Origin of the sequence: Vibrio sp. THAF64, assembly GCF_009363455.1 — a bacterium.
Taxonomy (GTDB): Bacteria; Pseudomonadota; Gammaproteobacteria; order Enterobacterales; family Vibrionaceae; genus Vibrio; species Vibrio coralliilyticus.
This window is the reverse complement of the sequence record NZ_CP045356.1, coordinates 1,661,989-1,684,919: the sequence shown is the minus strand read 5'-3', so window position 1 is coordinate 1,684,919 and position 22,931 is coordinate 1,661,989. Positions and strand designations below refer to the sequence as shown.

General features: G+C 46.7%; 19 protein-coding genes. 4 read left to right on the top strand and 15 right to left on the bottom strand.

Annotated elements, in window-relative coordinates; genetic code table 11:
* Positions 1–4: 4 nt before the first annotated feature.
* The 12 genes from FIU99_RS24065 to pstS form a co-directional block, all read right to left on the bottom strand.
* The gene (locus tag FIU99_RS24065) at positions 5–1,015 is read right to left on the bottom strand and encodes an OmpG porin family protein (RefSeq protein WP_006961322.1); all 1,011 of its coding nucleotides are present in this window, start codon (positions 1,013–1,015) and stop codon (positions 5–7) included.
* 182 nt (positions 1,016–1,197) lie between these two features.
* Positions 1,198–2,331 (bottom strand): ABC transporter ATP-binding protein, encoded by a 1,134-nt coding sequence (locus FIU99_RS24060; RefSeq protein ID WP_006961323.1) that lies wholly within the window; start codon positions 2,329–2,331, stop codon positions 1,198–1,200.
* Positions 2,332–2,385: 54 nt separating this feature from the next.
* Positions 2,386–3,018, bottom strand: coding sequence for a beta-phosphoglucomutase (gene pgmB, locus FIU99_RS24055; RefSeq protein WP_006961324.1), 633 nt, complete (start codon positions 3,016–3,018; stop codon positions 2,386–2,388).
* Positions 3,011–5,353, bottom strand: coding sequence for a glycoside hydrolase family 65 protein (locus tag FIU99_RS24050; RefSeq protein ID WP_006961325.1), 2,343 nt, complete (start codon positions 5,351–5,353; stop codon positions 3,011–3,013). Before FIU99_RS24050 ends, pgmB begins: the two co-directional genes overlap by 8 nt.
* 18 nt (positions 5,354–5,371) lie before the next feature.
* Positions 5,372–6,790 carry a carbohydrate ABC transporter permease gene (locus tag FIU99_RS24045; protein WP_006961326.1) on the bottom strand — a complete coding sequence of 473 codons (1,419 nt, stop codon included), beginning with the start codon at positions 6,788–6,790 and terminating at the stop codon, positions 5,372–5,374.
* A complete protein-coding gene (locus FIU99_RS24040; protein WP_006961327.1) occupies positions 6,783–7,877 on the bottom strand; it encodes a carbohydrate ABC transporter permease in 1,095 nt (364 codons plus the stop codon). The genes FIU99_RS24045 and FIU99_RS24040 overlap by 8 nt, the downstream gene beginning before the upstream one ends.
* A gap of 11 nt (positions 7,878–7,888) precedes the next feature.
* Entirely contained in the window at positions 7,889–9,127 is a 1,239-nt protein-coding gene (locus FIU99_RS24035; protein ID WP_006961328.1) for an extracellular solute-binding protein, read from the bottom strand.
* Between the two features lie 163 nt (positions 9,128–9,290).
* Positions 9,291–10,268 (bottom strand): LacI family DNA-binding transcriptional regulator, encoded by a 978-nt coding sequence (locus FIU99_RS24030; protein ID WP_021457422.1) that lies wholly within the window; start codon positions 10,266–10,268, stop codon positions 9,291–9,293.
* Between the two features lie 200 nt (positions 10,269–10,468).
* The gene (gene pstB / locus FIU99_RS24025; RefSeq protein WP_006961330.1) at positions 10,469–11,275 is read right to left on the bottom strand and encodes a phosphate ABC transporter ATP-binding protein PstB; all 807 of its coding nucleotides are present in this window, start codon (positions 11,273–11,275) and stop codon (positions 10,469–10,471) included.
* A 35-nt stretch (positions 11,276–11,310) separates the two neighbouring features.
* Positions 11,311–12,147 carry a phosphate ABC transporter permease PstA gene (gene pstA / locus FIU99_RS24020; protein WP_006961331.1) on the bottom strand — a complete coding sequence of 279 codons (837 nt, stop codon included), beginning with the start codon at positions 12,145–12,147 and terminating at the stop codon, positions 11,311–11,313.
* On the bottom strand, positions 12,147–13,073 hold the full coding sequence (gene pstC, locus FIU99_RS24015) for a phosphate ABC transporter permease subunit PstC (RefSeq protein WP_006961332.1): 927 nt from the start codon (positions 13,071–13,073) through the stop codon (positions 12,147–12,149). Before pstC ends, pstA begins: the two co-directional genes overlap by 1 nt.
* A 47-nt stretch (positions 13,074–13,120) precedes the next feature.
* Complete coding sequence (gene pstS / locus FIU99_RS24010) at positions 13,121–14,164, bottom strand: phosphate ABC transporter substrate-binding protein PstS (protein WP_006961333.1); 1,044 nt, start codon at positions 14,162–14,164, stop codon at positions 13,121–13,123.
* 359 nt (positions 14,165–14,523) lie between these two features.
* On the opposite strand from pstS, the gene FIU99_RS24005 reads away from it, so the two are divergent.
* From FIU99_RS24005 to FIU99_RS23995, 3 genes are all read left to right on the top strand, one after another.
* Positions 14,524–15,918, top strand: coding sequence for a sensor histidine kinase (locus tag FIU99_RS24005; protein ID WP_006961334.1), 1,395 nt, complete (start codon positions 14,524–14,526; stop codon positions 15,916–15,918).
* Complete coding sequence (locus tag FIU99_RS24000; RefSeq protein WP_006961335.1) at positions 15,915–16,547, top strand: response regulator; 633 nt, start codon at positions 15,915–15,917, stop codon at positions 16,545–16,547. Before FIU99_RS24005 ends, FIU99_RS24000 begins: the two co-directional genes overlap by 4 nt.
* 372 nt (positions 16,548–16,919) lie before the next feature.
* Positions 16,920–18,857, top strand: a complete 1,938-nt coding sequence (locus FIU99_RS23995; protein WP_152472576.1) for an endonuclease/exonuclease/phosphatase family protein — start codon at positions 16,920–16,922, stop codon at positions 18,855–18,857.
* 45 nt (positions 18,858–18,902) lie between these two features.
* Here the strand turns inward: FIU99_RS23995 and FIU99_RS23990 are convergent, their stop codons facing one another.
* Positions 18,903–19,556: an ankyrin repeat domain-containing protein gene (locus FIU99_RS23990; protein WP_006961337.1), complete on the bottom strand. Its 654-nt coding sequence runs from the start codon at positions 19,554–19,556 to the stop codon at positions 18,903–18,905.
* A 307-nt stretch (positions 19,557–19,863) separates the two neighbouring features.
* Here FIU99_RS23990 and FIU99_RS23985 point away from each other — a divergent pair, with 307 nt between their 5' ends.
* Complete coding sequence (locus FIU99_RS23985; protein ID WP_006961338.1) at positions 19,864–20,739, top strand: LysR family transcriptional regulator; 876 nt, start codon at positions 19,864–19,866, stop codon at positions 20,737–20,739.
* Here FIU99_RS23985 and FIU99_RS23980 read toward each other — a convergent pair.
* Both FIU99_RS23980 and FIU99_RS23975 read right to left on the bottom strand, forming a co-directional pair.
* The gene (locus FIU99_RS23980) at positions 20,736–21,140 is read right to left on the bottom strand and encodes a hypothetical protein (protein ID WP_031342908.1); all 405 of its coding nucleotides are present in this window, start codon (positions 21,138–21,140) and stop codon (positions 20,736–20,738) included. The two genes, FIU99_RS23985 and FIU99_RS23980, sit on opposite strands and share 4 nt — an antisense overlap.
* 53 nt (positions 21,141–21,193) lie before the next feature.
* The gene (locus FIU99_RS23975; protein ID WP_006961340.1) at positions 21,194–22,867 is read right to left on the bottom strand and encodes an amidohydrolase; all 1,674 of its coding nucleotides are present in this window, start codon (positions 22,865–22,867) and stop codon (positions 21,194–21,196) included.
* Between the last annotated feature and the right edge of the window lie 64 nt (positions 22,868–22,931).

Sequence of the window (22,931 nt, the reverse complement as noted above, 5' to 3'; positions counted from 1 at the left end):
CATTTTAGAAGCTGTAGTTCACGCCAATCAGACCAAATGGCAGGGTGTTTTCGCCGTCTTGACCATCGCCGAACACCACATCAACTGTTTTGTAGCTGAACTCGCCAAATACGCTCCAGTTTTTCGAAATAGGATAGTTAGCCGAAGCACCTAGCTTGACGTAATCTTCAGAGTGTAAGCTTGCACCAGTACGGTCATTTTCTTTATCGAACTTGCCGATTTCAGCGAAGAGAGCAGCGCTCCAGTGACCGAAGCTGTACCACATCCCCGGTTTAATGATGGTTTCCGTTTCAACTTCTTTATCGGAGTCACCTTTAGCATCCCAAACACCTTGCTGGTAGCGGAAGTTAATCCATGCCCCCATGTTTTTCGCGATCTTGAAGCCAAAGCCTGGTTCTAGTTCGTAGTAGTCAAAGTTTCCGAGGTTTTGCTTAATCTCGACGTGATACAGAGCGTAGCCATGAAAATCTAGCCAATCGTTAATCTGGTATGAGCCAAATACTTTACCTTCAGGCGTGCTTCGCTTATCCGCGCTTTCCTGAGCGTATTTCACACCCCAACCGATGCTGCCATTGTCAATGGCGTAAGATTTATTCAGGTATATCTCTGTAATGTCATTCACTCCGTCATGATCGGCACTAAATAGCTCTCCTGAGTAGTTAAACTCTCGAGCCATGTAGAAGCCAAAGTCCACACCCGCCCAGTCTTCGTGTCGGAAGTTGCCATTCGCTAGTGAGTATTTGACTTTGCCGCCATTGTTCAGCACTTCGCCGTTTTTGACTTCTTTCCACTGCTCGATTTCAACGTTGGTGCCAATCGTACCGTGCAGTTTGCTGTCTTCACGTGGCTCAGCATTCAGTGCTGTTAACAACTCAGCTTTCGAATACTCGTTTTCTAGCGCGCTCAGCTTGGCTTTCAGCTCAGCTTCTTCAGGGTTAATTTTTTCGTTGGCGATTGCCACGCCGGAAATTGTTAGTGCAAGAAGTACAGAGGATGCCACTACTGTCTTTTTCATGAGGTATACCTTATTATCTCAGTGTTACTGTCTGTCCCGCGCCAACGGGATAGTTTTTTTGATGCCTGCGCCAACAGGCATTAAGTGCACATTCAAATCAGTCGAAAGCTGAATTTTGAATGCAGTAATCCAGAGCCCGCCGCCAAGCGGGCTTTTTTATTGTTGTTATGATTTAGGGGTAACTAGCTGGCTTGCTGAATTTGCGGTGGAAGCGTTATCAGGTCATCAATGGTTTTACCACGCTTAAACGCCAGCCCTTTGCTATCGAAAAGATGACACTTCTCAGCAGGAATTCGGATATTTAGCCTTTGACCGATTTCAACGTGGACAGTCCCCGGCACACGCACCAAGACTTCCTGACCGCCACGAACCAGTGTGGTGTAAAGCAGCGATTCCGTTCCCAGACGCTCTAGACCTTCAACAATAACGCCCACTCCCTTCTCATCGAGGTGGATATCTTCTGGTCTGATGCCCAAAGTCATTAGCGCGCCCTGAGTTGCAGCAGTCGCGTCAACATCGGCTTCAAATGTGTAATCACCCACTTCTACCCTTGCCTGATCGCCAGTCGCCTCAACCAATGTTGCTGGCAGCAAGTTCATTTTCGGTGATCCGATGAAACCGGCGACAAACAGAGTTTGTGGGAAGTAGTACAGCTCCAGAGGCGAGCCGACTTGCTCTACCACACCGGCACGAAGGACAACTATTTTGTCCGCCAGCGTCATCGCTTCTACTTGATCGTGCGTGACATAAATAACCGTCGACTTCAGTTTCTGGTGATATTCCGCCAACTGTAGACGCATGCGAACACGCAGCGAAGCATCTAAGTTTGATAGCGGTTCATCTAGCAGGAACAGCTTAGGGTTGCGCACAATCGCTCGGCCAATCGCCACACGTTGACGTTGACCGCCTGATAGCTGACTAGGTTTCTGCTTCAACAGGTTAGTCAGTTCCAGCATTTCCGCTACCTGGCGAACTGCTGAATCAATATCTTCTTTGCTTTTCTTCGCCAGTTTCAGGCCGAAAGCAATATTTTCGTAGACCGTCATATGCGGATAAAGCGCATAAGATTGGAACACCATGCCGATGCCACGGTCTGTAGGCGAAAGGTTGTTCACCACTTCACCATCTAAGCACATCTCTCCTGATGAAATCTCCTCCAAGCCAGCCACCATACGTAGCATGGTTGACTTACCACACCCTGATGGGCCAACGAATACCGTGAACTCTCCGTCTTCAATGGTCAGGTTGGCATCCTTGATGATGTGTGCACCATCAGGATAGATTTTATTGATGTTCTTCAGTTCTAAACGTGCCATTGTTCTACCTACGTCTTTAATGAGGGCGAGCAAGCTCGCCCATTGTTATTGTTGCTACAGGATTTCAGCCAAAGTCAGCTTGGCAGTATCATCGAAGCGCCATGTCGCGTGACCAACACGGTCGTTAGGACCAATACCGACAACACGCATTCCCGCTTCTTTTGCCGCATCTACACCTGCTTCTGCATCTTCAACCACGATGCACTCGTCAGCGTTTACACCGACTTGACCCGCCGCGTGGATGAACACGTCCGGCGCTGGTTTAGAGCGCTGCACTGACCAGCCGTCACCAATCGCATCAAACAGAGGCGTTAGGCCAAGGCGATGCAAGATAGGACGTGCGTTCTTACTTGCTGACGCCAACGCGACTTTTATGCCACGTGCATTTAGCTCAAGTAGAAACTGCTCAATACCCGGTAGAACGTCTTTTGCAGAAATCGTATTCAGCAGATCCACGTAGTAATCGTTCTTTCGCTTCATCAGCTCTGCAAACTTCTCTTCGCTGATCTCTTTACCGTTCAGGATGATGTTCAGAGACGCCTGACGAGACACACCACGCAGCTGTTCGTTGATTTCGCGGTCGAAGTAGTAACCTTCTTCGTTCGCCATACGTTGCCACGCTTGGTAGTGCAGCTCTGCGGTATCGGTAATGACGCCATCCAGGTCGAAAATGAATGCCTTACACATTGAAAGTCACCTCTGTTGAATCGATAACTCGTGGCTCGCCTGCAACTTCGATGTTTAGCGCTTGGCCGTTGAATTCAGGGCGTTCAATACGAACTTGCTCTTGATCTACCGTTACTTCCAAACGCTCACCTTTCCAGTAGATTGGGAAGTTCAGGCTGTCCCACTCTTTTGGAAGGTTAGGGTTAATACGAAGGTTGCCACCTAGCATACGTACGCCACCGAAACCGTAAACTACACACTGCCACATGCCGCCAATAGACGCCGCGTGAATACCGTGATCAGAGCTCTTCATGTTCTGGCCGATATCGATAGATGCTGCCTGTTGAAACAAATCGTAAGACAGCTCTGGGTTACCCACATCAGACGCCAATACCGAGTGCGTAGATAAGCTCAGCGATGAATCGTGTAGCGTCTTCGGCTCGTAGTAGTTCCAGTTTGCTAGCTTAGTTTCAAGGTCGAACTTATCTTCTTGCTGAAGGAACAGCACCATGATGTCCGCCTGCTTAGAAACTTGCATCTCGTTAACCTGCTCTAGGTTGTAGTCTTGGAACAGACCACCAACGAATGGCTGCTCTTTGTACTTAGTCAGGTCAATGATTTCTTTCTGCAGGTAAGTGTCATCCTGTGGGATAACCTTATCTTCTTCACGTGGCTGTGGCAGATAGATGTTGTCTACGCGCTCTAGCCACATCTTGCGAGCTTCAATTAGGTTTAGCTTGTCAGAAAGCTTAGCCAGTAGTTCTGGGTTAGACGTTTCTAGATCTTCGTAGTAACGAATCGCCAGCTTGATGTTCTCTACTGCCATGTAGTTAGTGAACGCATTGTTGTCGATGTGCTCTTTGTACTCATCAGGGCCGATAACATTGCAGATACCCCACATGTCGCGATCTTCTAGCCACTCTAGACGGCTAGTCCAGAACGTTGCTGTGTCGAACATGATCTCGTAGCCCATGTCGTCCATGAACTTCTGGTCACCTGTGATTTGGTAGTACTGCCACAATGCGTAAGTGATGTCACATGTGATGTGCTGCTCGATAAAGCCAGACCAGATCTTGGTCGACTTGCCCGTGATGATGTCTACTGCACCCCATACTGGCGTTACTTCTTCACCCGTTAGCGCTGATTCCCATGGGAACTGTGCACCGATGTAGCCGTTGTCTTTTGCTTTCTTACGAGCGCCGTCTAGCGTTTTGAAACGGTACTCAAGTAGGCTGCGCGCCACTTCTGGCATGGTGTAAATAAAGAACGGAAGCATGAAGACTTCTGTATCCCAAAATGAGTGGCCTTTGTAGCCTTCGCCAGAGAGACCTTTCGCACCGATACCGAAACGAGAGTCATGCATTGGTGTAAAGATGTTCAATTGGTATTGAGCAAAACGGATCGCAAGTTGGTCGAAATCGCTACCACCAATTTGAATGCTCATGCCTGCCCAACGTTTATCCCACTCTGCTGCACTCTCTTCTAAAAGCTCATCAAAGCTGCGGTCTGCATTGTTTTTAAGATTAGTCAACGCATGGTCACGCAGAGCCTGAAGTTCGTAGCCTTCAACATCGAACTGCTTATCGCGAGACGTATGCACCACACCAACTTTCTCTGTGCCGAACGTTTCACCCGCTTTCAGGTCGTGGTGGATGTTTAGCCATACTTTACGGCGGTCCATTTGCAGACCTGGATCAATCTCAGTTTCCTGACCATCCACAAGGTAGCGGTGAGATGTTAGGAATACAAAGTCTACTTTGCTTTCTGTAGTGTGCTGCAGAAGCTCGATAAAACGCTTGTCGTAAATACGCTTTTCACCTTCGTGGAAGTGCTGTGCGCCTGAGTTAGAAAGCTGCGCGTCCACACCAGAGCGGATTTCGATTTTCGCATCGCTGTTTAAAGCTTTAACTTGAACGTCGAATGCCATTAGATGAAGGTTTGCTTGCGAGAAGAAACGGCGGAAGCGCATTTCGAAGCTTTTACCTTCTGTGTTTGTCCAAGTGAATTCACGGATTAACTCACCGTTTTTCACGTTTAGACGACGAGAGTAGTTGCTTACCTCGCCTGTTTCTAGGTGAAAACGACGGCCATCAATGAAGATTTCAATCGCACTCATGTCTGCAGAGTTTGGCAGCTCGGTCACTTCGTCTGCGTCAAACTTGTTGTAAGTACCCGCAACAAAAAGGTTGCGAACCTGTCCCACGTATTTTTCTTCCGTTGCACTACGCGCGCCCATGTAGCCATTTCCTTGGCTCATTACTACTTCACATTTACCTTGGAAAGCTGAGTCAAAAGCCGTCTCTTCAACGATCCAGTTTTTTAGTTCGCCTTGACCAGCGTTGTAGTTCATAAACATCTTAAATATCCCCGAAATTTAACCTTTAACAGCGGAAGAAATGTCGTTACCCACGAAGTAACGTTGGAAAACCATAAATACAATTAGTACTGGGATTGTTGACAGGAAAGCCCCCGCCAAGATCAGGTTCCAGTCACCTGCTACGCCATAGGCGTTACGTAAACTCAATAGACCAACGGGAAGCGTGAATGCATCAGCTGGGCTGTTGATCACCACCAGTGGCCAGAAGAAGTCGTTCCACGCACCTTGGAAACCAAGGATGGTCACCGACAAGATGGCTGGCTTCGCCAGTGGCATAAATACCTTCCAAAGAATCACAGCGGGGCTTGCACCATCTACGATTGCCGCTTCTTCCAGTTCTTTCGGAATGTTCTCGAAGAACTGTTTCATGATCAGGACCTGACCCGAAGCAACGACCGCCGTAATGACCGCCCATGGCGTATTCAATAAGCCGATATCTTTATAAATTAGGTAGTTAGAGATGAAGGTTACTTGTCCCGGAATCATCATGCTGAACAACATGAAAGCAAACACAGCGCGGGCACCAGTGAACTTCAATCGAGCTAAGGCATAACCAGCAGTACATGCAAAGAACAGGGTCAGAATGACCTTACCAATCGCAATGAAGAACGAGTTGATGGTCCAGCTCATGAACAGGCTCTTACCGGTCTCTAAACTGACTGACTCGGTGTACACGCGAACGTAAGACTTAAACACGTAACCAATCACACCCGGTGCCGCGTTATCCCATGCAGCAACACGGCCACGACGTTCCATCTTGCTTGGTGCTAGTGTGCTATCAATCAGAACCTGCCCGCGCGGCGCTTCTATCGTCAGTGGTAGCGTTGCAATCTCAGGACCTTGACCTTGATACTTGATGGAAAATGCCCACGTTTGGCTGTGGCCTTGCTTAGTAAGTTCACGGCGACCACGTTTTTCTATAAACGTCACGTTGTCATTGGTGTCTACCAACACTGGCTCGCTGACTTGTGCGTAATCAGCAGCAAAGTCGGTCACGATAGCCGCAGCCATACCTGTACCAGGGCGACGACGTGGCACTTCAATTTCAGGTATTTTCAGTTCCTTGCCGTCTTCCACCGCGTAAGTCACGGTGAAGTTCACTTCTGCGCCCGGAGCGAAACCACCGAACATTGGCGCATCGTTACCTTCTTTACCGAGCTGGTAAGCCGCGCCCCAGTTACTAGGTTGAACCTGAGCAAAGTTGAACTTAAATGGCTGCTCCAACGGGTCATCTTTCAGACTCGCCAAGAACGCCACCACGAAGGTCCCTAACATCACTGTCGCCACGAGTAGTAAGGCACTGTAAACCCAGGCTACTTTTGCCCAGCGACGACGCGCTTGAAACTTTGAAATCTCTTCCATAGATGCCATAGGTTTTGCATCCTCATGGTTGATTGCTGACATTTGGTTAGCCATCTGCTTTCTCCTTCACTCCAAAGATTTTCTGCAGATAAACCACTGCCAGCGTGATAAACGCCAATACCAATGCCGCTGCGCTTGCCATACCAATTTGCGGAGTGCCACCTGGTGGGAACGCATTGTGATATACGTAGTACGCCAGAGTAATACGAGACTCTAATGGTGCTGCCGAGCCAAGCAGTGCCACTTGGTCAAACATCTGCAACGTACCGATAATCGAGAAAGTCACGACCACGAACGTCACCGGTGCTAACTGAGGAATCGTAATGTTCCAGTGCTGCTGCCATTTGTTTGCACCATCAATATGAGCCGCTTCATAAAGCTCACCCGGAATGCCTTGTAAACCGGCTAAGAACAACAACATGAATGTTGGAATCGTGGTGTAAATGTTCTGAATGACAATTGCCCACAGAGTCAAAGGCATTGGACCGACGTTATCACGAGTATTTAGCCAGTTGACCTCAACCACGTCTTTCGTCACTTCAATCCAACCCACTGCACTTGCCACAAAAGTCGCGACGCCCGCAATGATGAAGGAAAGTATCGCCCATGCAGGGTCAAACCAACCAACGGGCAGACCTTTCATTCGGTCTTTCGTCACCAAAACAAACTGAGTCACAATGGCCACAAGCGCAAAGCAGCTCAGGTGCGGGTAGTGATTGACAACATCCGTCACAAAGCCATTTAAGTAACCGTTCTTTTGGTAGAACCAAATGAAGATCAAGGTGACAGCGGCACTCGACAAAATACTCGGTAAGTAAAATGCCGTTCTAAAGAAGCTTTTGGCACGAATTTTTGAGTTGACTAAAATTGCTAAGCCGAGTGCTAAGACAGTTTGCACACACGTTACAATCAGAGAAAACCAAACGGTGTTAGCCAAAGAAAGTAAAAACAGATCATCGGTCAGCAGCGCTTTGAAGTTTGCCAGACCGACCCAGATTGCATCGCTGAATAAGTCGTACTCAGTAAAACTGAAGTAAACCGTTCTAACCAACGCGTAAAGAAAGAACACCACCAAAGTCAGTACAAATGGCCCAGCAAGGAGCCATCCATAAACTTGTTGGCGTAAACGTAAAGAGTTCATCACTCGCCCCGTTACTTCGCTGTCAGTGCATCGTATTTCGCTTGTGCCATTTTGATCGCTTCTTTTTGCGTCATCTGACCAAGCAACACTGAATTCAATGCTTCGTTAATCGGAGTCATCCATGCCGTGCCGTAATTTCCAAATGCGAATGGCTCTACATTTCCTTCAAGAGCACCATCAAACACTTGTTTTGCAAGTTCATTTTCTGCCTTCTGCTGTGCGAAGAACTCTGATTTACCAAGAGCTTCACGACTTGGCAGAGCAAGGCCTGAATCCAATACCCATTCCTGCGCTTTCTGGCTCGTCAAAATTTCTACCGCTTTTTGCGTTGCTTCGACGTTCTTACCATCTGCGTTAACGCCCCAAGCGACAGTGAACAATAAGTTGCCGCGTTCACCACTCACTGGATCTTTTGGCATCAAGGTCGTGCCGTAAGGCAGGTTCGGTGCCTTATCGCGTAAGTAGCCACTTATCCAGTTCCCTTCTAACGCAATAGCCGTTTCTTCGGTACCGAAGCAACCACCACCCCAACCCTGACCAAGGTCCGTTGCCAGAATGCCCACTTTGTCTTCTGTTACTAATCCAGTGTAGAAGTTAAATGCACGTTCGAAGTTTTCATCCAGAATGGTTTTGCCTTCTTCATTGAATGGCTTCCAACCAGTTGAGAGTGCAAAAGGCGCAAAACGGGCATAATCAGGCATGACACAAATGCCTGATACCTCATCCGCTAAAGCATCTTTCACATCAAGAAGTTTTTTACGTAAGTCTTCCCATGAATCTTTATTCGTTGGATAAGCAACTTCCGCATCATCAAAGATGTCTTTGTTGTATTGCAGTGCAATGGTGTTGAAATCTTTAGCGACGCCGTACTGCTTGCCTTCGAGAGTAAACGCGGAGTTTAGGCTTGGAATAATGTTAGTACTGACTTTGTCGAGTTGTGGCGCATTAACAGCAACCTTACCCGAGCCAACTAACGCGTTGGCCATTACAACATCGATGTAGAAAGCATCTGGCGCGGTTCCTGCGGAAAGAGAGTTAGTGATGAACTGAGAGAAATCACCTTCCACAGCTTGATACTTAACAGTAAGCCCTGCTTTCTTAAAATCTTCGGTCAGAACTTCGTTCACTAACTTGTTCAGAACCACAACATCGTTACCACCCCATCCGGCGATGGTCACTTCTGTATTTGCGACTACTTTTGCAGAAAGGCCAGCAGCAAGTAGGGATACTGCTAATATTGTTTTTTTCATCGTGCCCTCAAATCTCGTTTCTTTAAATCTGAGAGTATTATGCGCATTTTACGTAAGCGCTTACGTTAAGTTGATCACATTACGCTTTCATGACGTTTAAGAATAAAAAAAGCATGACTTAAGTCATGCTTTTTGAGTGTTCTGTTAATTATTTGATCTATTTTTACGTCGTTTTACCCAATTTTAAGCCTACAGGAACGATAGAACCTACAGGTTGCTCTCGCAAAATCGCTTGTTCTAGCATGCTCGCTACGCGTTCAGCAATTTTATCCGTATCTTGAACAACGGTTGTCAGCTCCTTCGAGATCCCCGGTAATCCGTCGTAGCCAACTACGGAAAAATCTTCAGGAATCGAGTAACCACGGTCTTTCAATGCCGCAATCACGCCCAAAGCGGTTTCATCACATTCACATACAAAACCTTGATAACCTTCAAGCTGTTTACGTTCCATTTGCGTAAAGAAGCGATACGCCGCGATTTCTCCCAACGGTTCTGCACCAGTCCGTAGCTCTCTGACAGGTAAAGCGTTGCTTGCCATGACGGACATGTAACCTTGATGTCTGAACTGATAACCATCGCCATAAGTGGTTGGTGTGACAAAGCAAATATCGGTCAGACCTTTATCTACAAGGTGTTGTGTCGCTTCTCGACCACCATTGAAGTCATCAGGTGCAACCCAAAACGAACCTTCACTCATCCCAATACAAACGAAGGGTAATTCCATTTTTTTACACGCTTCAATTCTCGGGTCGTCATTTGTGATACCAAGGAGCACCGCTCCGCCAACCTGTTCAAGCTCTACTTCGCCAAAGCTGACTGGTAAAAGATTCCGACCTGAATTACGAATAGCCGCCGACAACGATGGCCAAAGCATTCCGAGGTAACGAGACGCGTAAAAGTCATGTGGTCCCAGAGAAATAGCAATTGTATTCTTGTGGCTGCCGGTAAGTTCTCGCGCCGAGGTACTAGGGACGTAACCCAATTCTTTACATATCTCGAGTATTTTCTTTCTCGTTTTCTCGCTAATCCCGGGCTTATTATTCAAAGCTCTACTAACAGAAGCTATTGATACACCAGCGATTTTCGCCGCTTCATGTATCGTAGCTTTCTTGAGCTCTGCATCTGTTTTTGGTGCACTCACGGCGCTCTCCTACCACAAAACGTAAATTTTACGTTCATTATCTGAGCCCCAACGAAAATATCAAGGATGATTTACGTAATTTAAGCTTGTTGTCATAGAAATAATCAATACGCTCAGTTATTAAACTTGGGGCTTAATGCAATTAAAAAGCCCGCTTCAATAGAAGCGGGCTTGAGTCTTAGCGACGTTTTCAGGGCAAATTAACCAAAGTCACCAGAGATGTAGCGTTTCGTGCGGTCATTATCTGGAGCATGGAAAATCTTATCGGTTTTGCCAAATTCCTCCAGCTTACCAAGATACATAAAGCCGGTGTAATCAGAGATACGCATGGCTTGCTGCATATTGTGCGTAACAATAACAATGGTGTACTTCTCGCGTAACTCAGTAATCAGTGTTTCAATCGCAGCAGTGGCGATTGGGTCGAGAGCGGACGTAGGTTCATCCATCAGAATCACTTCTGGCTCCAACGCAATCGTACGTGCGATACACAAACGCTGTTGCTGACCACCAGACAAACCATGCGCATCAGCGTCCAGCTTGTCCTTCACTTCTTCCCATAAATGAGCACGCTTGAGTGCTTTTTCTACACGCTGTTTAATTTCATCTTTAGAAAAACAGCCCTGAATCTTCAGGCCAAACGCCATGTTCTCATAGATAGACATTGGGAATGGCGTCGGTTTCTGGAAGACCATACCGACTTTAGAGCGCAATTCATTTACATCGGTGTCTTTGAAGATGCTCTTACCATCCAGCAAAATGTCCCCTTCCACGTACTGATTGCCGTAGAGGTTGTAGATACGGTTCATGGTACGCAGTAGCGTCGATTTACCACAACCCGATGGGCCAATCAGCGCCGTCACACGGTTTTTGAAAATCGGCATAGAAACCGATTTCAACGCTGCGTCTAGGCCTTTGTTGTAGAAGAAGTTTAAATTTTGGATATCCATGCGATGTGTCGGGTTCGACACTGTTTCAAGAGATACCGAGTTATCAACCATTGTATTCATAGACGATCCGTTAAGCGTGTTGAGTGTTGCCGTGTTCATGCTTTTCTCGCTTTCAGTAACTGCGGCAACGACGTCGCCAATACATTAACTACCAAGATAAATGTTGTGATGATCAGTGCGCCTGCCCACGCCAGTTCTTGCCACGAGGCAAATGGGCTCATCGCAAACTGATAGATGGTAACCGGGAGGTTCGCCATCGGTTTGCCCATGTCTGTCGTCATGAAGCTGCTGTTTAGCGCAGTAAAGAGTAATGGCGCTGTTTCACCAGAGATACGTGCCACCGAAAGTAGTATCGCGGTAATAATACCTGGTGCTGCTGCGCGGTAACTCAACTGAGTGATCACTCGCCACTTCGGCGCCCCCACCCCACTACCCGCTTCTTTTAGCGTTGGCGGAACTAATCTCAGCATTTCTTCTGTTGAAGCAACAATCACTGGCAATGCCAACACAGCCAGCGCAATCGCGCCCGCCCAGCCGGAATAACCGCCAGTCGGTACCACAATAATCGCGTAAACAAACAGGCCAACCAGAATCGACGGTGCACTCATCAACATGCCGTTGAGAAAACGCAGTGATTCGGCAATCTTGTTGTCTGGTTGTGCTTCTGCAAGCCATGTCCCTGCCAGAATACCGATTGGCGTAGCGATCAGGATGCCTAATCCTGTGAGCATCAAGCTACCAATAATAGCGTTTTTAAGCCCACCCTCACTACCTGGCCCAGGAGTCAGCTCCGTAAACGTCATGATGTTTAGCCCTTTAACACCTTCTCCAATGAGTGTGTAAAGAATGCTGGCTAAAACGAAGACGCCAAACGCTGCCGACAATGCACAGAACACCAGAAACAGTTGATTCTTGAGTTTTCTCAAATTCATTATGAGTTCCTCAGAAGACGACGAGCAAAGCCCATAACAAAAAAGGTAATGATGAACAGAACGACACCAAGACCGATCAATGATGCAATATGAATCGGGTCTGTTGCTTCATTGAATTGCTGAGCAATCGTTGATGAGATTGAACTTGCTGGCATGAAGAACGAGAACTCAATACGGCTCGCACCACCAATGACAAACGCGACCGCCATGGTCTCACCCAGCGCTCGGCCTAAGCCAAGAATGCCTGCACTGACCGTTGCATTCTTCACTTTCGGGATAAGCACTTTAGTAATCACCTCGAACGGTGTTGCACCCGTTCCGTAGGCGGCTTCGCGCAGAACATCCGGAATCGATCTCAATGCATCTCGCGTCAGAGACGTCATGATTGGTAAGATCATAAACGACAGAATGATCCCCGCCGCTAAAAGACCAATACCAATCGGTGGTCCATTAAACCATTGACCAATCAATGGAATGTCCACCAGATGCGTGCCAGCCCAAAGCTGGAAACCCTCAGAGAACCAAGGAACAAACGCGAACAAGCCCCACATACCGTAGATAATACTTGGTACAGCTGCGAGTAGTTCAATAGCTTTGCTGACTGGTTGGCTTACCCATTTTGGTGCCAGCTCGGCAAGAAAGATTGCAGTACCTAGTGCAATAGGCGTTGCGATAACAATAGCGATGAATGAAGTGACCAGCGTGCCGTAAATCGCCGACGCTGCACCGAATTGACCCCCAATAGGGTCCCAAATATCTCTGAAAACAAATCCCGGACCAAATTCTTTAAATGCAGGCCAACCACCTTCAATTAAAGAAAGAACAATCCCCGTCAGAGTAATAAAAATCAATAAAGCGCTGGCAAAACTCAGTTTGCTGAAAATTGAGTCGCCATCGACTTTATTTTTTAACGTTAATGCTGTCATAACAATTTAATCAGCCCCACCAGCCGAGCTGGTGAGGCATAGGTTCATTAGTGAATGATCGTTTTACCGTCAGATTTCAGACCTTGCTTCCAAGTGTCGTTCACCATGTTCACAACCTTGGTTGGCATCGGGATGTAATCGAGTTCTTCCGCAGCTTTACCTTGTGTGTAGCTCCATTCAAAGAACTTAACGATTTCTTTCGCTTTGCCTGCATCAGCCTGATTTTTGTGCATTAGGATGAAAGTCGCAGCAGTCATTGGCCATGAGTGTGCACCCGGCTGGTTGTTCAATAGCAAGTGGTAGCCCGGAGCATTATCCCAATCCGCGTTTGCAGCCGCTGATTGGAAGTTTTCCATCGTTGGCATCAGGAAATCACCGTCGTGCGCTTGCATCTGGGTGTAAGCAAGATTGTTTTGCTTGGCAAACGCATACTCAACGTAACCAATTGCACCACGCGTACGGTTTACGAAGTTCGCAACCCCTGCATTACCGTTGCCGCCGATAGTGGTCGCTTTACTTGGCCATGTAATGTCTTTACCAACTCCAATTTGCTCGTGCCACTCAGGGCTAACTTGGTCAAGGTACTCAGTAAAGTTGAAGGTTGTGCCTGAACCGTCTGAACGGTGAACCACATAGATAGGTTGGCTTGGTAGCTCAACGCCTTTATTGATGGCTGCAATCGCTGGGTCATTCCAGTTCTTGATGTTACCTAGGTAGATGTCTGCCAGCACTTTACCTGTTAGCTTAACTTCACCGGCATCGATGCCAGGGATGTTAACAACAGGAACGATAGCCCCCATTACCATTGGAAATTGAATCATTCCTTCTTTTTTCAGCTCTTCGATAGTCAGAGGTGCATCCGTCGCACCAAAATCGACGGTTTTTGCTGTGATCTGACGGATACCGCCGCCTGAACCAATCGCCTGATAGTTGATCTGAACGCCCGTTTCCTTTTGGTACTGCTCAGCCCACTTAGCGTAGATAGGGTGAGGGAATGTCGCACCAGCGCCGTTAATCGTCGTGTTGGCAGCTACGCCAAAGGATGCTGCCGCCAGTACTGAAGTCACTAGAGCTGATTTGATGAATTTCACAATATATCTCCGATATAAATAAGCAAATGGTAGGGCTAATTAAAGTGAAATCTAATTAGCCCGTATTAGTTTTAGTGTTCAAGTAAAACTAAAGATATTGAAATAACTTCAACAGTCGATCGATGCTGACCAATCAACAAAGCGGAGATTAGAAATACAATGTGACAGATTTATTAAAAAACGATGTCAACCAACTAGTCGTGAATAACAATTATAGAAACCAAATATAATTTGATAAAAAAACTTCACAGAATATTCTTAGGCTAATTCAAAGTGTAATAAAATATATACTCAATGCTATTTATAAAACGCTTAGATTAAGCATTGATGAAGAGTTCATGCTCAATTAAGATTAACCGATGGACATGCTACTCATCTTCAAGATCTACCTGCTGTACGGGTTGGCGTTTTTTGCCATCTTCTTTGCGATCCTGTTTCGCAATCTTAAAAAAAGCCGTATTGCCATTGCCTCCGCACTCCCCACGCTGGCGTTGTTTGGTCTAATTCATGGTTTTCACGAATGGTCTGAACTGTACCTAGTCCTTTATGAGCACGATTTTCCCCTCACCCGCGATTTACACATCTTCATGGTGTTTAAACTTTGGGTTTCCTACATCGCATTGGGGGCGTTTGCTTGGAAAATGCTCGATCTTACCCGCTGGCGCTATACTCGCGTACTCAAAGGGGGCACGCTTGCGGTCGTAACTCTGTTTGTGTTCAGCCTGTTTTATCGCTACGGTCACAACGAATTTGCTGTTTATCTCAACAATACTGCGAACCAAATACGCTGGGTATTCGGTCTAGGCGCCGGTGCTTTATCCGGTTTTGCCATGATGAGCTACGCCAACGTACTGGAAAAAGAAGGCCATGGCGCCTCACTGCCATTCAAGCTTACGGGCCTAGCTCTCATCTTGTATGGTTTCAGCGCTGGTATACTGACTGTCGATTATGGTCTGTGGGTACTGATATTGCGTACCGCTTGTGCACTCGCCATTTTGGTCACGCTTTGGTCCGCTTTGCGGGTGTTTGATGATGAGAAAAACAAGCAAATCGAAGCCGCGATTCAACAAACCCAGCAGGATGCCAAACTTAAAGAGCTGGGTGAACTCACCTCTGCGGTTGCCCATGAAATAAAAACCCCGCTCAGTAGCGCAATGATGAGCTGCGATTTACTCGAGAATAGCTTGCCTGAAGACGACACTTATAAACGACACATCTCGCGTATTCGTCAAGGCTTGGAACGTTCAGCGGAAATCAGTCACGAAGTACTGAACTACGCCCACCACAAACCAATTGAACGTGAAAATGTGTGTGTTGCAAAAGTCATTCAGTCCGCGTTGTCGCTGAATCAATATCGCCTGGAAGGCTTCCAAATAGGATTAAGCCTTGACGAGACACTGAGTGTCACTGGCGATGCTGGGCAATTGGAAGAAGTGATGACCAATATAATCAGTAACGCAATCGACGCCAGCCAAAGCCACAAGCAGCTCTACATCGAAACGTATCAAGATAAGCTTGTGGCCATACTTTCCATTTCTGACTGGGGTACTGGCATGCCTCAGGAAAAGCTAGAACAAGCTAAGACCCCTTTCTTTACCACCAAACCGCGAGGTGAAGGGACTGGGATGGGCCTTGCTATTAGCAACCAAATCATACTACAACATGGTGGGGAGCTGCTGCTCAGGAACTCCAAGAAGAGTGACCAAGTCACCGGCCTCACTGTGGAAATTCGTTTACCTAGGAATATCGAATGACATTGAAACTCCTGCTAGCCGAAGATGATCAAGAACTGAGAGAAGTCTTGATTGAGGCACTGACTCTAGAATCTTTTGAAGTCACGGCTTTCGACAACGCAGAAGATGCTTTAGACGCCGCCTCAGAAAACCCTTTTGATTTGGCGCTATTTGACGTTGTTATGCCTGGTATGACGGGAGTTGAAGCGCTAACCGCCTTGCGCCGCCTCCACCCTAATATCGGCATAGTGATTACCACAGCTTTTGCCACTGTTGATGTCGCTGTCGACGCCATGAAAAAGGGCGCGGATGAGTTTCTGACCAAGCCGTTTAATTTGCCGACATTATCGGTGACATTAAAACGTGTTCATGCCGAACGTTCTCCAAAGACACCTAAACAGGAACGCAATAACGATCTGATTTTCAGTGCATTATCGAACCCGATACGCCGCAGTGTCATCAAACAACTTAAAGTGCACCGCAAACTCAAATTCATGGATTTATGTCGTGTGGTTGGTATTGAGGATCACACCAAGTTTAACTTCCACCTCAAGCAACTGGTTAACAGTGGTTTGGTCGTGAAAGAGGAAGGGAAAATTTATTCTCTCTCCCAACTAGGGTTACAAGTTCACTCAGGGATGTTGCAGTAAATTACAATACGCTTTAGAACAGAGTCTCAGATTGCAGCAAGGATGCTCTTCTCCACCAATATTATTTTTTTATTTCAGAAACATCGCTATTTCATTGCCAATAAATAAAATCAATAAACAAGATTTATATTAAACTCTCCTATTTATCACAACCAACCAACTCAAACGCTCAGGGAATATATTTAATATGATTCATCTCAGAACCAATCAATAATCCTTATGCTATTCAACCAAAATAATAACCGTGATATTCATGTTTGAGCTCAAAATAAAAACTAATGAAGGTCGTTATTTTAGGTTAATAGCCAATAAGCAAAAAGTTAATATTCCATTTCTATTCTCAGATTCACATTTTACTGAGGATAGAAGGCTATGCTGCTTCCCAAACGTTTCGCTTCATTATCGTTTAAACGCTCTTTTGTGACGATATCACTTATTGGTCTACTCATAGGTTGTGATGAGGAGGTCATTGTTGAGCAAGATACTCGCGATCTTGACATTAACCCACGAGCGACCAACTTCAATCTTACTATTGGTATGGATTTCGATAATCCGCCAACAGGCTCTAAGGTGAGCCCGCAGAATGTAGGCAAGACATACCCTGTTACTATCGAAGAGCTAGGCTCTCTACTAGACGTCCCCTCCTTTGACGGCTCAATAGCGAAATCATTGACTGGCCTTAACGCGCTTCGATTTTCCGATCTAAGAGCGTCAGAGCACAGAACCGTCAGCTTCTGGTTTAAGCTCGAAGAAACCCAGCCGGAGCAGGAAGTTCTCTCACTAATGAACGGTTCACACGGTGAAGCGAGAAGCCGAGAGCCCGTCTTATTGCTGAATACACAAGACGACACACTAGAGCTATGGCGTAAGTACGAAGGTACACAAATTCCAGATACTCAATTACCGAGCCAATTGTTTTCTGGAGTTAAGGTTCCCCGCGGAAAGTGGGTACAACTCACTATGGCAAGCAACCAACACTCAACCAGCGTTTATCTCAATGGTGAGCGAGTAGCGACAGGCGCACCAATTGCTTTGGCTTCTATGCACCTCGCGTTCGGGGCAAGTCCAGGGTATGACAGTCACTTGGAAGACATCCCTTCTGCTGACGTTGCAATGGACAACATTCGTGTCTATTCACAGGATATGGGAGCACAATATGCCAGAGCACTCTATCGCTATGATTTAGGCGAAAGACGTACACTGCCAGTCAATAACCCTGTTCCGTCCACAGGGGTTACAGGTGTGAGCAGTACAGACACGCTGCTGCAATGGTCGCATCCTGATGAGTTTAAGGCACAGCAGGACGTCACTTACAAAGTGTTGGTTTCTGACCGCTCAGATTTCTCGAATGTACTGTATGAGTGGACGACAACAGACAAAGCACTTCAGACCCGCAGTTTGCTGCCAGAGACCCAATACTACTGGCGAGTTGATGTTGAGTCCTCTTCAGACAAAGTAACCGGAGACGTTTGGCAATTCACCACAGAAGCGGCGAATCAGAACCCGGACGAGCTGACAACCATGTCATACAACATCTGGCAAGCAGGGTCGGCGCCGGATCCTCTGCGTAGCCAAGAATACGTTTATGAACAGATCATTCACTCTGGTGCCGATGTTATCTTTATGCAGGAAGCTTATGGTTATCAGGAGGCATTAGCTAACCGCCTAGGGTTTGAATACAGAACCTCCGGTGCTAATGATAACCTCGCGATTTTCAGTCGCTACCCGATTAAGGAAACCTTAGGCAGCTGTAACAACCACATTTGTGGTGTCAGAATTGATATGGGCAACGGTAAGCTTGTAGACGCTTATTCAATCTGGCTAACTTCAGGCGACGACATCGTCAACTTGTTACCGGATCCTGCATATTCTAATCAAGAATTGATCACCAAGGATGATTCAGCGAGAGCACAACCGCTCGAAGGCATTCTGACGCAAATCGAAAAAGACTCTGAACAAGGCATTCCTGTCATTATTGGGGGGGACTTTAATACCTTGTCCTATGTAGATACAACGGCGGAAACCAATATCTTTGGTCGCGGTAATATCGACTTACCTACCATGAGAGTGGCAGATAGCCACAACTACGTTGATAGCTATCGCGAAGTAAACCCAGATGTTCTACACAATAAATGCATCACATGGACACCCTTCTTCAAAGGCAATTCAGGTGCAGGGAGAATCGATTTTATCTTGTATAAAGGAGATAATCTGAGTGCAGAAGAGAGCTACTGCCTACTGGATGATGGCCATAGTGAGATGCATCCGTCCGATCACGGCGCTGTAGTGACTCGATTTTCAATTTACTAATCGACACAAGAAAGCTGGCTTCACAGCCAGCTTTCCATTGGATACTTAACCCGACTTTTTAAGAATTTCAGCAATATGAGTTAATCCACGGCTCTCAGCGTGTTGCAGAGCACTTTCCCCCTGGTTGTCTCTGATATTGGCATCGGCACCATGTTTTAAAAGCTCTTTAACTATCATCTGATAGTTTTCCGTGTCTTTACCCAGTACCGCCACTTCCATTAATGCTGTCCAGCCAAGGTCATTAACATGATTGATGTTTGTCCGGCCATCTTCGAGCAAAATTTTAACGGTTTCAAGGTAACCTTTCTCAGCAGCAGGAATCAAAGCTGTGCCACCGTAATGATTGGTCGAAGCAAAATCGATGTCATACTTTAATAGCTCAACCAACGCTTTATTTTTGCCTTTAGCCCCTGCCATTAGAAACGGCGTGTAGTTAATATCGTCATAGCGAGAACGTTGTTTGAGATCGGCCCCTTGCTTGACCAACCAAGCAATCATTGCAGGATCATCATTTTCTGTCGCGATATAGACGGCCGTTTTTCCGTTGCTAGACAACGTATTAACACACTGCTGAGGGTGCTCTGAAGCGTTTAGGCGGGCGATGTTGCCAAAGGAAACGCTTTGAAAAAAGTCACTGCAGTCGGCAGATAACGCTGGCGAGCTAAGCAGTAGCGCGGCTAAAGCAAATGGTGTTCTCATCGTTTCTCCTTACGATACGTCACTTCCTTCATTTCTGATGAAGTTGATCCCTTAAATAAGTTTAGACAAGCGCGATAAAACAGCGATCAGAATGCTATTCTAGTGCTTTGTAGATTGAGCGGTATGAGCATAAAAGTCGATGTTGCATGCCGCTGGGAAACATCTGTATGGGAGCAACATCTCATCGCTCGCACTCGACATTAAGAGAGATATTCACGGTGATAATCAGAGCCCTAATCAACCATTCACAACGAATTTGGTATCTTTTACAATAAGCCCTGTTGCTCTTCTCTCTTGGAATTCACGGATGAACACCACGCACCTAAAAGCGCTCCTTCTAGCTATCGAAACAGGCTCTATTTCCGCAGCAGCGCGAAAGCTCGGCAAAAAGCAGTCTCAAGTTAGCCAATGGATCTCCGATCTGGAGATTGATCTTGGCGTCAGTTTCTTTGACCGCACAGGAAACAAAAGCACGCTTAGCCAACAAGGTGAACAACTGCTTCCATCACTGACTCATACACTGGCACAGCTAGAAAAGCTGGCTGAAAAAGCTTCCGCTTTGAGCGCAGGAGAGCCTACAACAATTCGTATTGGTATTGAGCATTACGTGCCTGAGGCCCCTTTGTTAAATGCCATTCAACAGCTATTCCTATTACCTAACCTTCATGTAGAAATCTATCGCGATGAACAAACAGGCTTACGAGATGCTTTACTTAATGGCGAAACCGATCTTGTTGTCCAGCATGAGTCAAATCAGCTCCATCAGGACGATGTGGAATACACAAAGTTGGGCAACTATCTTGAAGGTCTGGTATGCCACCACTCTCTCGCTCTTGCTTCTGCTCAGCCCATATCGGTGGATGTATTAAGCGAGTACAAAGAGCTAATTTGGGGACAGTTAGGTGACGAAGAAGGCGAAGGATACAGTCCAGATTACGCGGTAATCAATGACCTAACCATGTTAATCAAGCTACTCGAAGCTGGACAAGGGTTTGCTTTTCTCCCGCTCGCTAATATCACTCAGCAAATTCAGGATGGTACGTTGGTTAGATTAACGTCTGAATTTGAACAAAGTGAGATCCCCCGACGGGTGGAATTAAGTTGGAGACCGGGATTGACTCTCTCTAAAACAGGTCATCAGATCATCGAGTCACTGAAGCAATGCCACGAGTTTCTTGCTTAATCGGAGACTAATGCGTCCCACCAGTCATAAAGGTATAACGCAATATAAATTGGCACCAAAGCCCAAAGCAGTGGGTCGTCGTAAACGTTTTCTGTCGTGCCAATCGTCGCGACGGCCAACATCATCAGCTCTGAAATACCTATAAAAAGCAATGCTTTAGTAAGATGAGCAAGCAAGCGATGGGATTGCTGATGGATATTGGTTTTCTGGTACGTAGCTTCAAATACTCCCACAATCGCAGCCGCCATCAACAGACCGACCACCGCTAAAATGGACGACTGATTGCTTCTATCCATCTCCTGCATCGCATCAAACGTCAGCTCAAATAACATGGGCACCGCTAACATTAGAATGAATGCTTGTTTAACAGCAACTTCGGCTAAAAATATCGGTGATTTCAACACGCTAATCCCTCAAAATACAACGCCGCACGTTTAACGTGCGGCGTTGTGACTTATTCGTCGATGTCGTAGACGATTTGACCGTTAAGAATCGTCATCCATATATCTGTCTTTTTGATTTTCTCGGCAGACAATTGGGTAATGTCACGCGACAAGATGGCAAAATCCGCCGCCTTACCCACTTCTATTGACCCTGTAATATCATCAAGACCTAAGCTTGTTGCCGCATTGATAGTATAGGCGTCTATCGCATCTTCAACACTTGGCAGGCCCGTTTTCCCCATGATTAGGCTATTGGCAATGCCCACCAGCGGGTTGATGTCGTGTACATTCCAGTCACTGCTTAAGGAGACGTTAGCCCCTGTGTCGAAGATGGCTTTCAGGTTCATCAAAGCACGTGTACGCTTGGCTCCAAGAAACGCTTCTGCCCATTGATGATCATGATAAGCAACGTAATCAGAGCCGACTTGAAAATCCGCAGTCACATTCAATTTCGCAAAACGTTCTACATCTTTAGAGTTCACCAACTCAACGTGTGTCAGTGTGTAATCCTTTGCACCGCCTTGCTGACGCATCGCTTCTATAGCATTGAGTGATTCACGAATCGCACCATCACCTATCGCATGGATGTGGGCACCATAGCCAATCTTATCCAATGCTTTGAGCCACTCTTCCATCGCCTCGGGTGGGATGTAGTTGATGCCGTAAGGCTCATCTGGGATGTAAGTATCCAGATAAGGTGCAAGCGTCTTCGCTGTCCCATTAACTAAAATTCCGTCACTGTACATTTTGACCTGATCCACCAGAAGTAGCTGAGATTTGTCCGTCGCTAATACCTCAGACAAAAACGATAACTGCGGCTGCATTGAATCCGTCGGGTAAATCCAAGGTCTTAAGGAAACACGCGCAGTGAGGTCACCCCGTTTCTCGGCTTCCTTCCATACTTCATACCACCCACGCTTCCAGTAAAGTCGGCCATCACCGATGGTCGTAATACCGTGTGAGCGAGCTTCATCCAAACCAGTCATCATACCTTCGTAGCTTTGATCGAATTGCTCTTCAAGGCTGTTCCACGCTATCTCCATCACGATATCGCCGGCGTTATCCAACAAGATACCATTGAGCTCGCCTGTGTATTCGTCTTTGAGAATCTTCCCGCCTTGCGGCTCTGGCGAATTCTTGTTGATCCCTGCTTTTTCTAGTGCTGCAGAATTGACCCACATTGAGTGCGAAGTTTGCTCCATGATGATGACTGGCTGATCAGGAAAGACTGAATCAATGACCTCCAGAGGCGTACGTCTGTTGTCCTCTGCCAGTAATGCCTCGATCGAGAAACCGTAGCCCATCACCCACTCCCCTCGACGCGCGTCTTTACGACATGCTTTCAGGTAAGGGATTTGCTCTTCTAATCCCGCATCCATACTCAGCTCACACTGGCCTCCTGCTTCTGATGCAGCCTCGAAGACATGGTTGTGATTGTCGATAAAGCCGGGCGCAATAAAGCCACCGTCTAAATCTATGGTTTCCGTCGATGAGCGAGTGAAGCTCTGCATGTCTGAGGCTTTGCCTACGTAAAGAATTTTACCTTTCGAAATGGCAATTGAATCCGCAGTTTGATAGCCATAGATGCTGGCATTAGTTAGCACCATGTCGGCGGAATCCGCTGCGTAAGTATTGGCTGTCATAGTGAGACTCGCGAGTAGTGTCAGAGTGTAAGCGCGTTTCATTGGCTTGGTTTCCTTGTTATTCATCCCTAACGTTTCACAGTATAGGGGCTGTCTTAACGCACAG

Coding starts and splice junctions, on each gene's coding strand:
- FIU99_RS24065 (WP_006961322.1), bottom strand. CDS start 1,015: ATGAAAAAGACAGTAGTGGCATCCTCTGTACTTCTTGCACTAACAATT.
- FIU99_RS24060 (WP_006961323.1), bottom strand. CDS start 2,331: ATGGCACGTTTAGAACTGAAGAACATCAATAAAATCTATCCTGATGGT.
- pgmB (WP_006961324.1), bottom strand. CDS start 3,018: ATGTGTAAGGCATTCATTTTCGACCTGGATGGCGTCATTACCGATACC.
- FIU99_RS24050 (WP_006961325.1), bottom strand. CDS start 5,353: ATGTTTATGAACTACAACGCTGGTCAAGGCGAACTAAAAAACTGGATC.
- FIU99_RS24045 (WP_006961326.1), bottom strand. CDS start 6,790: ATGGCTAACCAAATGTCAGCAATCAACCATGAGGATGCAAAACCTATG.
- FIU99_RS24040 (WP_006961327.1), bottom strand. CDS start 7,877: ATGAACTCTTTACGTTTACGCCAACAAGTTTATGGATGGCTCCTTGCT.
- FIU99_RS24035 (WP_006961328.1), bottom strand. CDS start 9,127: ATGAAAAAAACAATATTAGCAGTATCCCTACTTGCTGCTGGCCTTTCT.
- pstB (WP_006961330.1), bottom strand. CDS start 11,275: ATGAATACAATGGTTGATAACTCGGTATCTCTTGAAACAGTGTCGAAC.
- pstA (WP_006961331.1), bottom strand. CDS start 12,147: ATGAATTTGAGAAAACTCAAGAATCAACTGTTTCTGGTGTTCTGTGCA.
- pstC (WP_006961332.1), bottom strand. CDS start 13,073: ATGACAGCATTAACGTTAAAAAATAAAGTCGATGGCGACTCAATTTTC.
- FIU99_RS24005 (WP_006961334.1), top strand. CDS start 14,524: ATGGACATGCTACTCATCTTCAAGATCTACCTGCTGTACGGGTTGGCG.
- FIU99_RS24000 (WP_006961335.1), top strand. CDS start 15,915: ATGACATTGAAACTCCTGCTAGCCGAAGATGATCAAGAACTGAGAGAA.
- FIU99_RS23995 (WP_152472576.1), top strand. CDS start 16,920: ATGCTGCTTCCCAAACGTTTCGCTTCATTATCGTTTAAACGCTCTTTT.
- FIU99_RS23990 (WP_006961337.1), bottom strand. CDS start 19,556: ATGAGAACACCATTTGCTTTAGCCGCGCTACTGCTTAGCTCGCCAGCG.
- FIU99_RS23985 (WP_006961338.1), top strand. CDS start 19,864: ATGAACACCACGCACCTAAAAGCGCTCCTTCTAGCTATCGAAACAGGC.
- FIU99_RS23975 (WP_006961340.1), bottom strand. CDS start 22,867: ATGAAACGCGCTTACACTCTGACACTACTCGCGAGTCTCACTATGACA.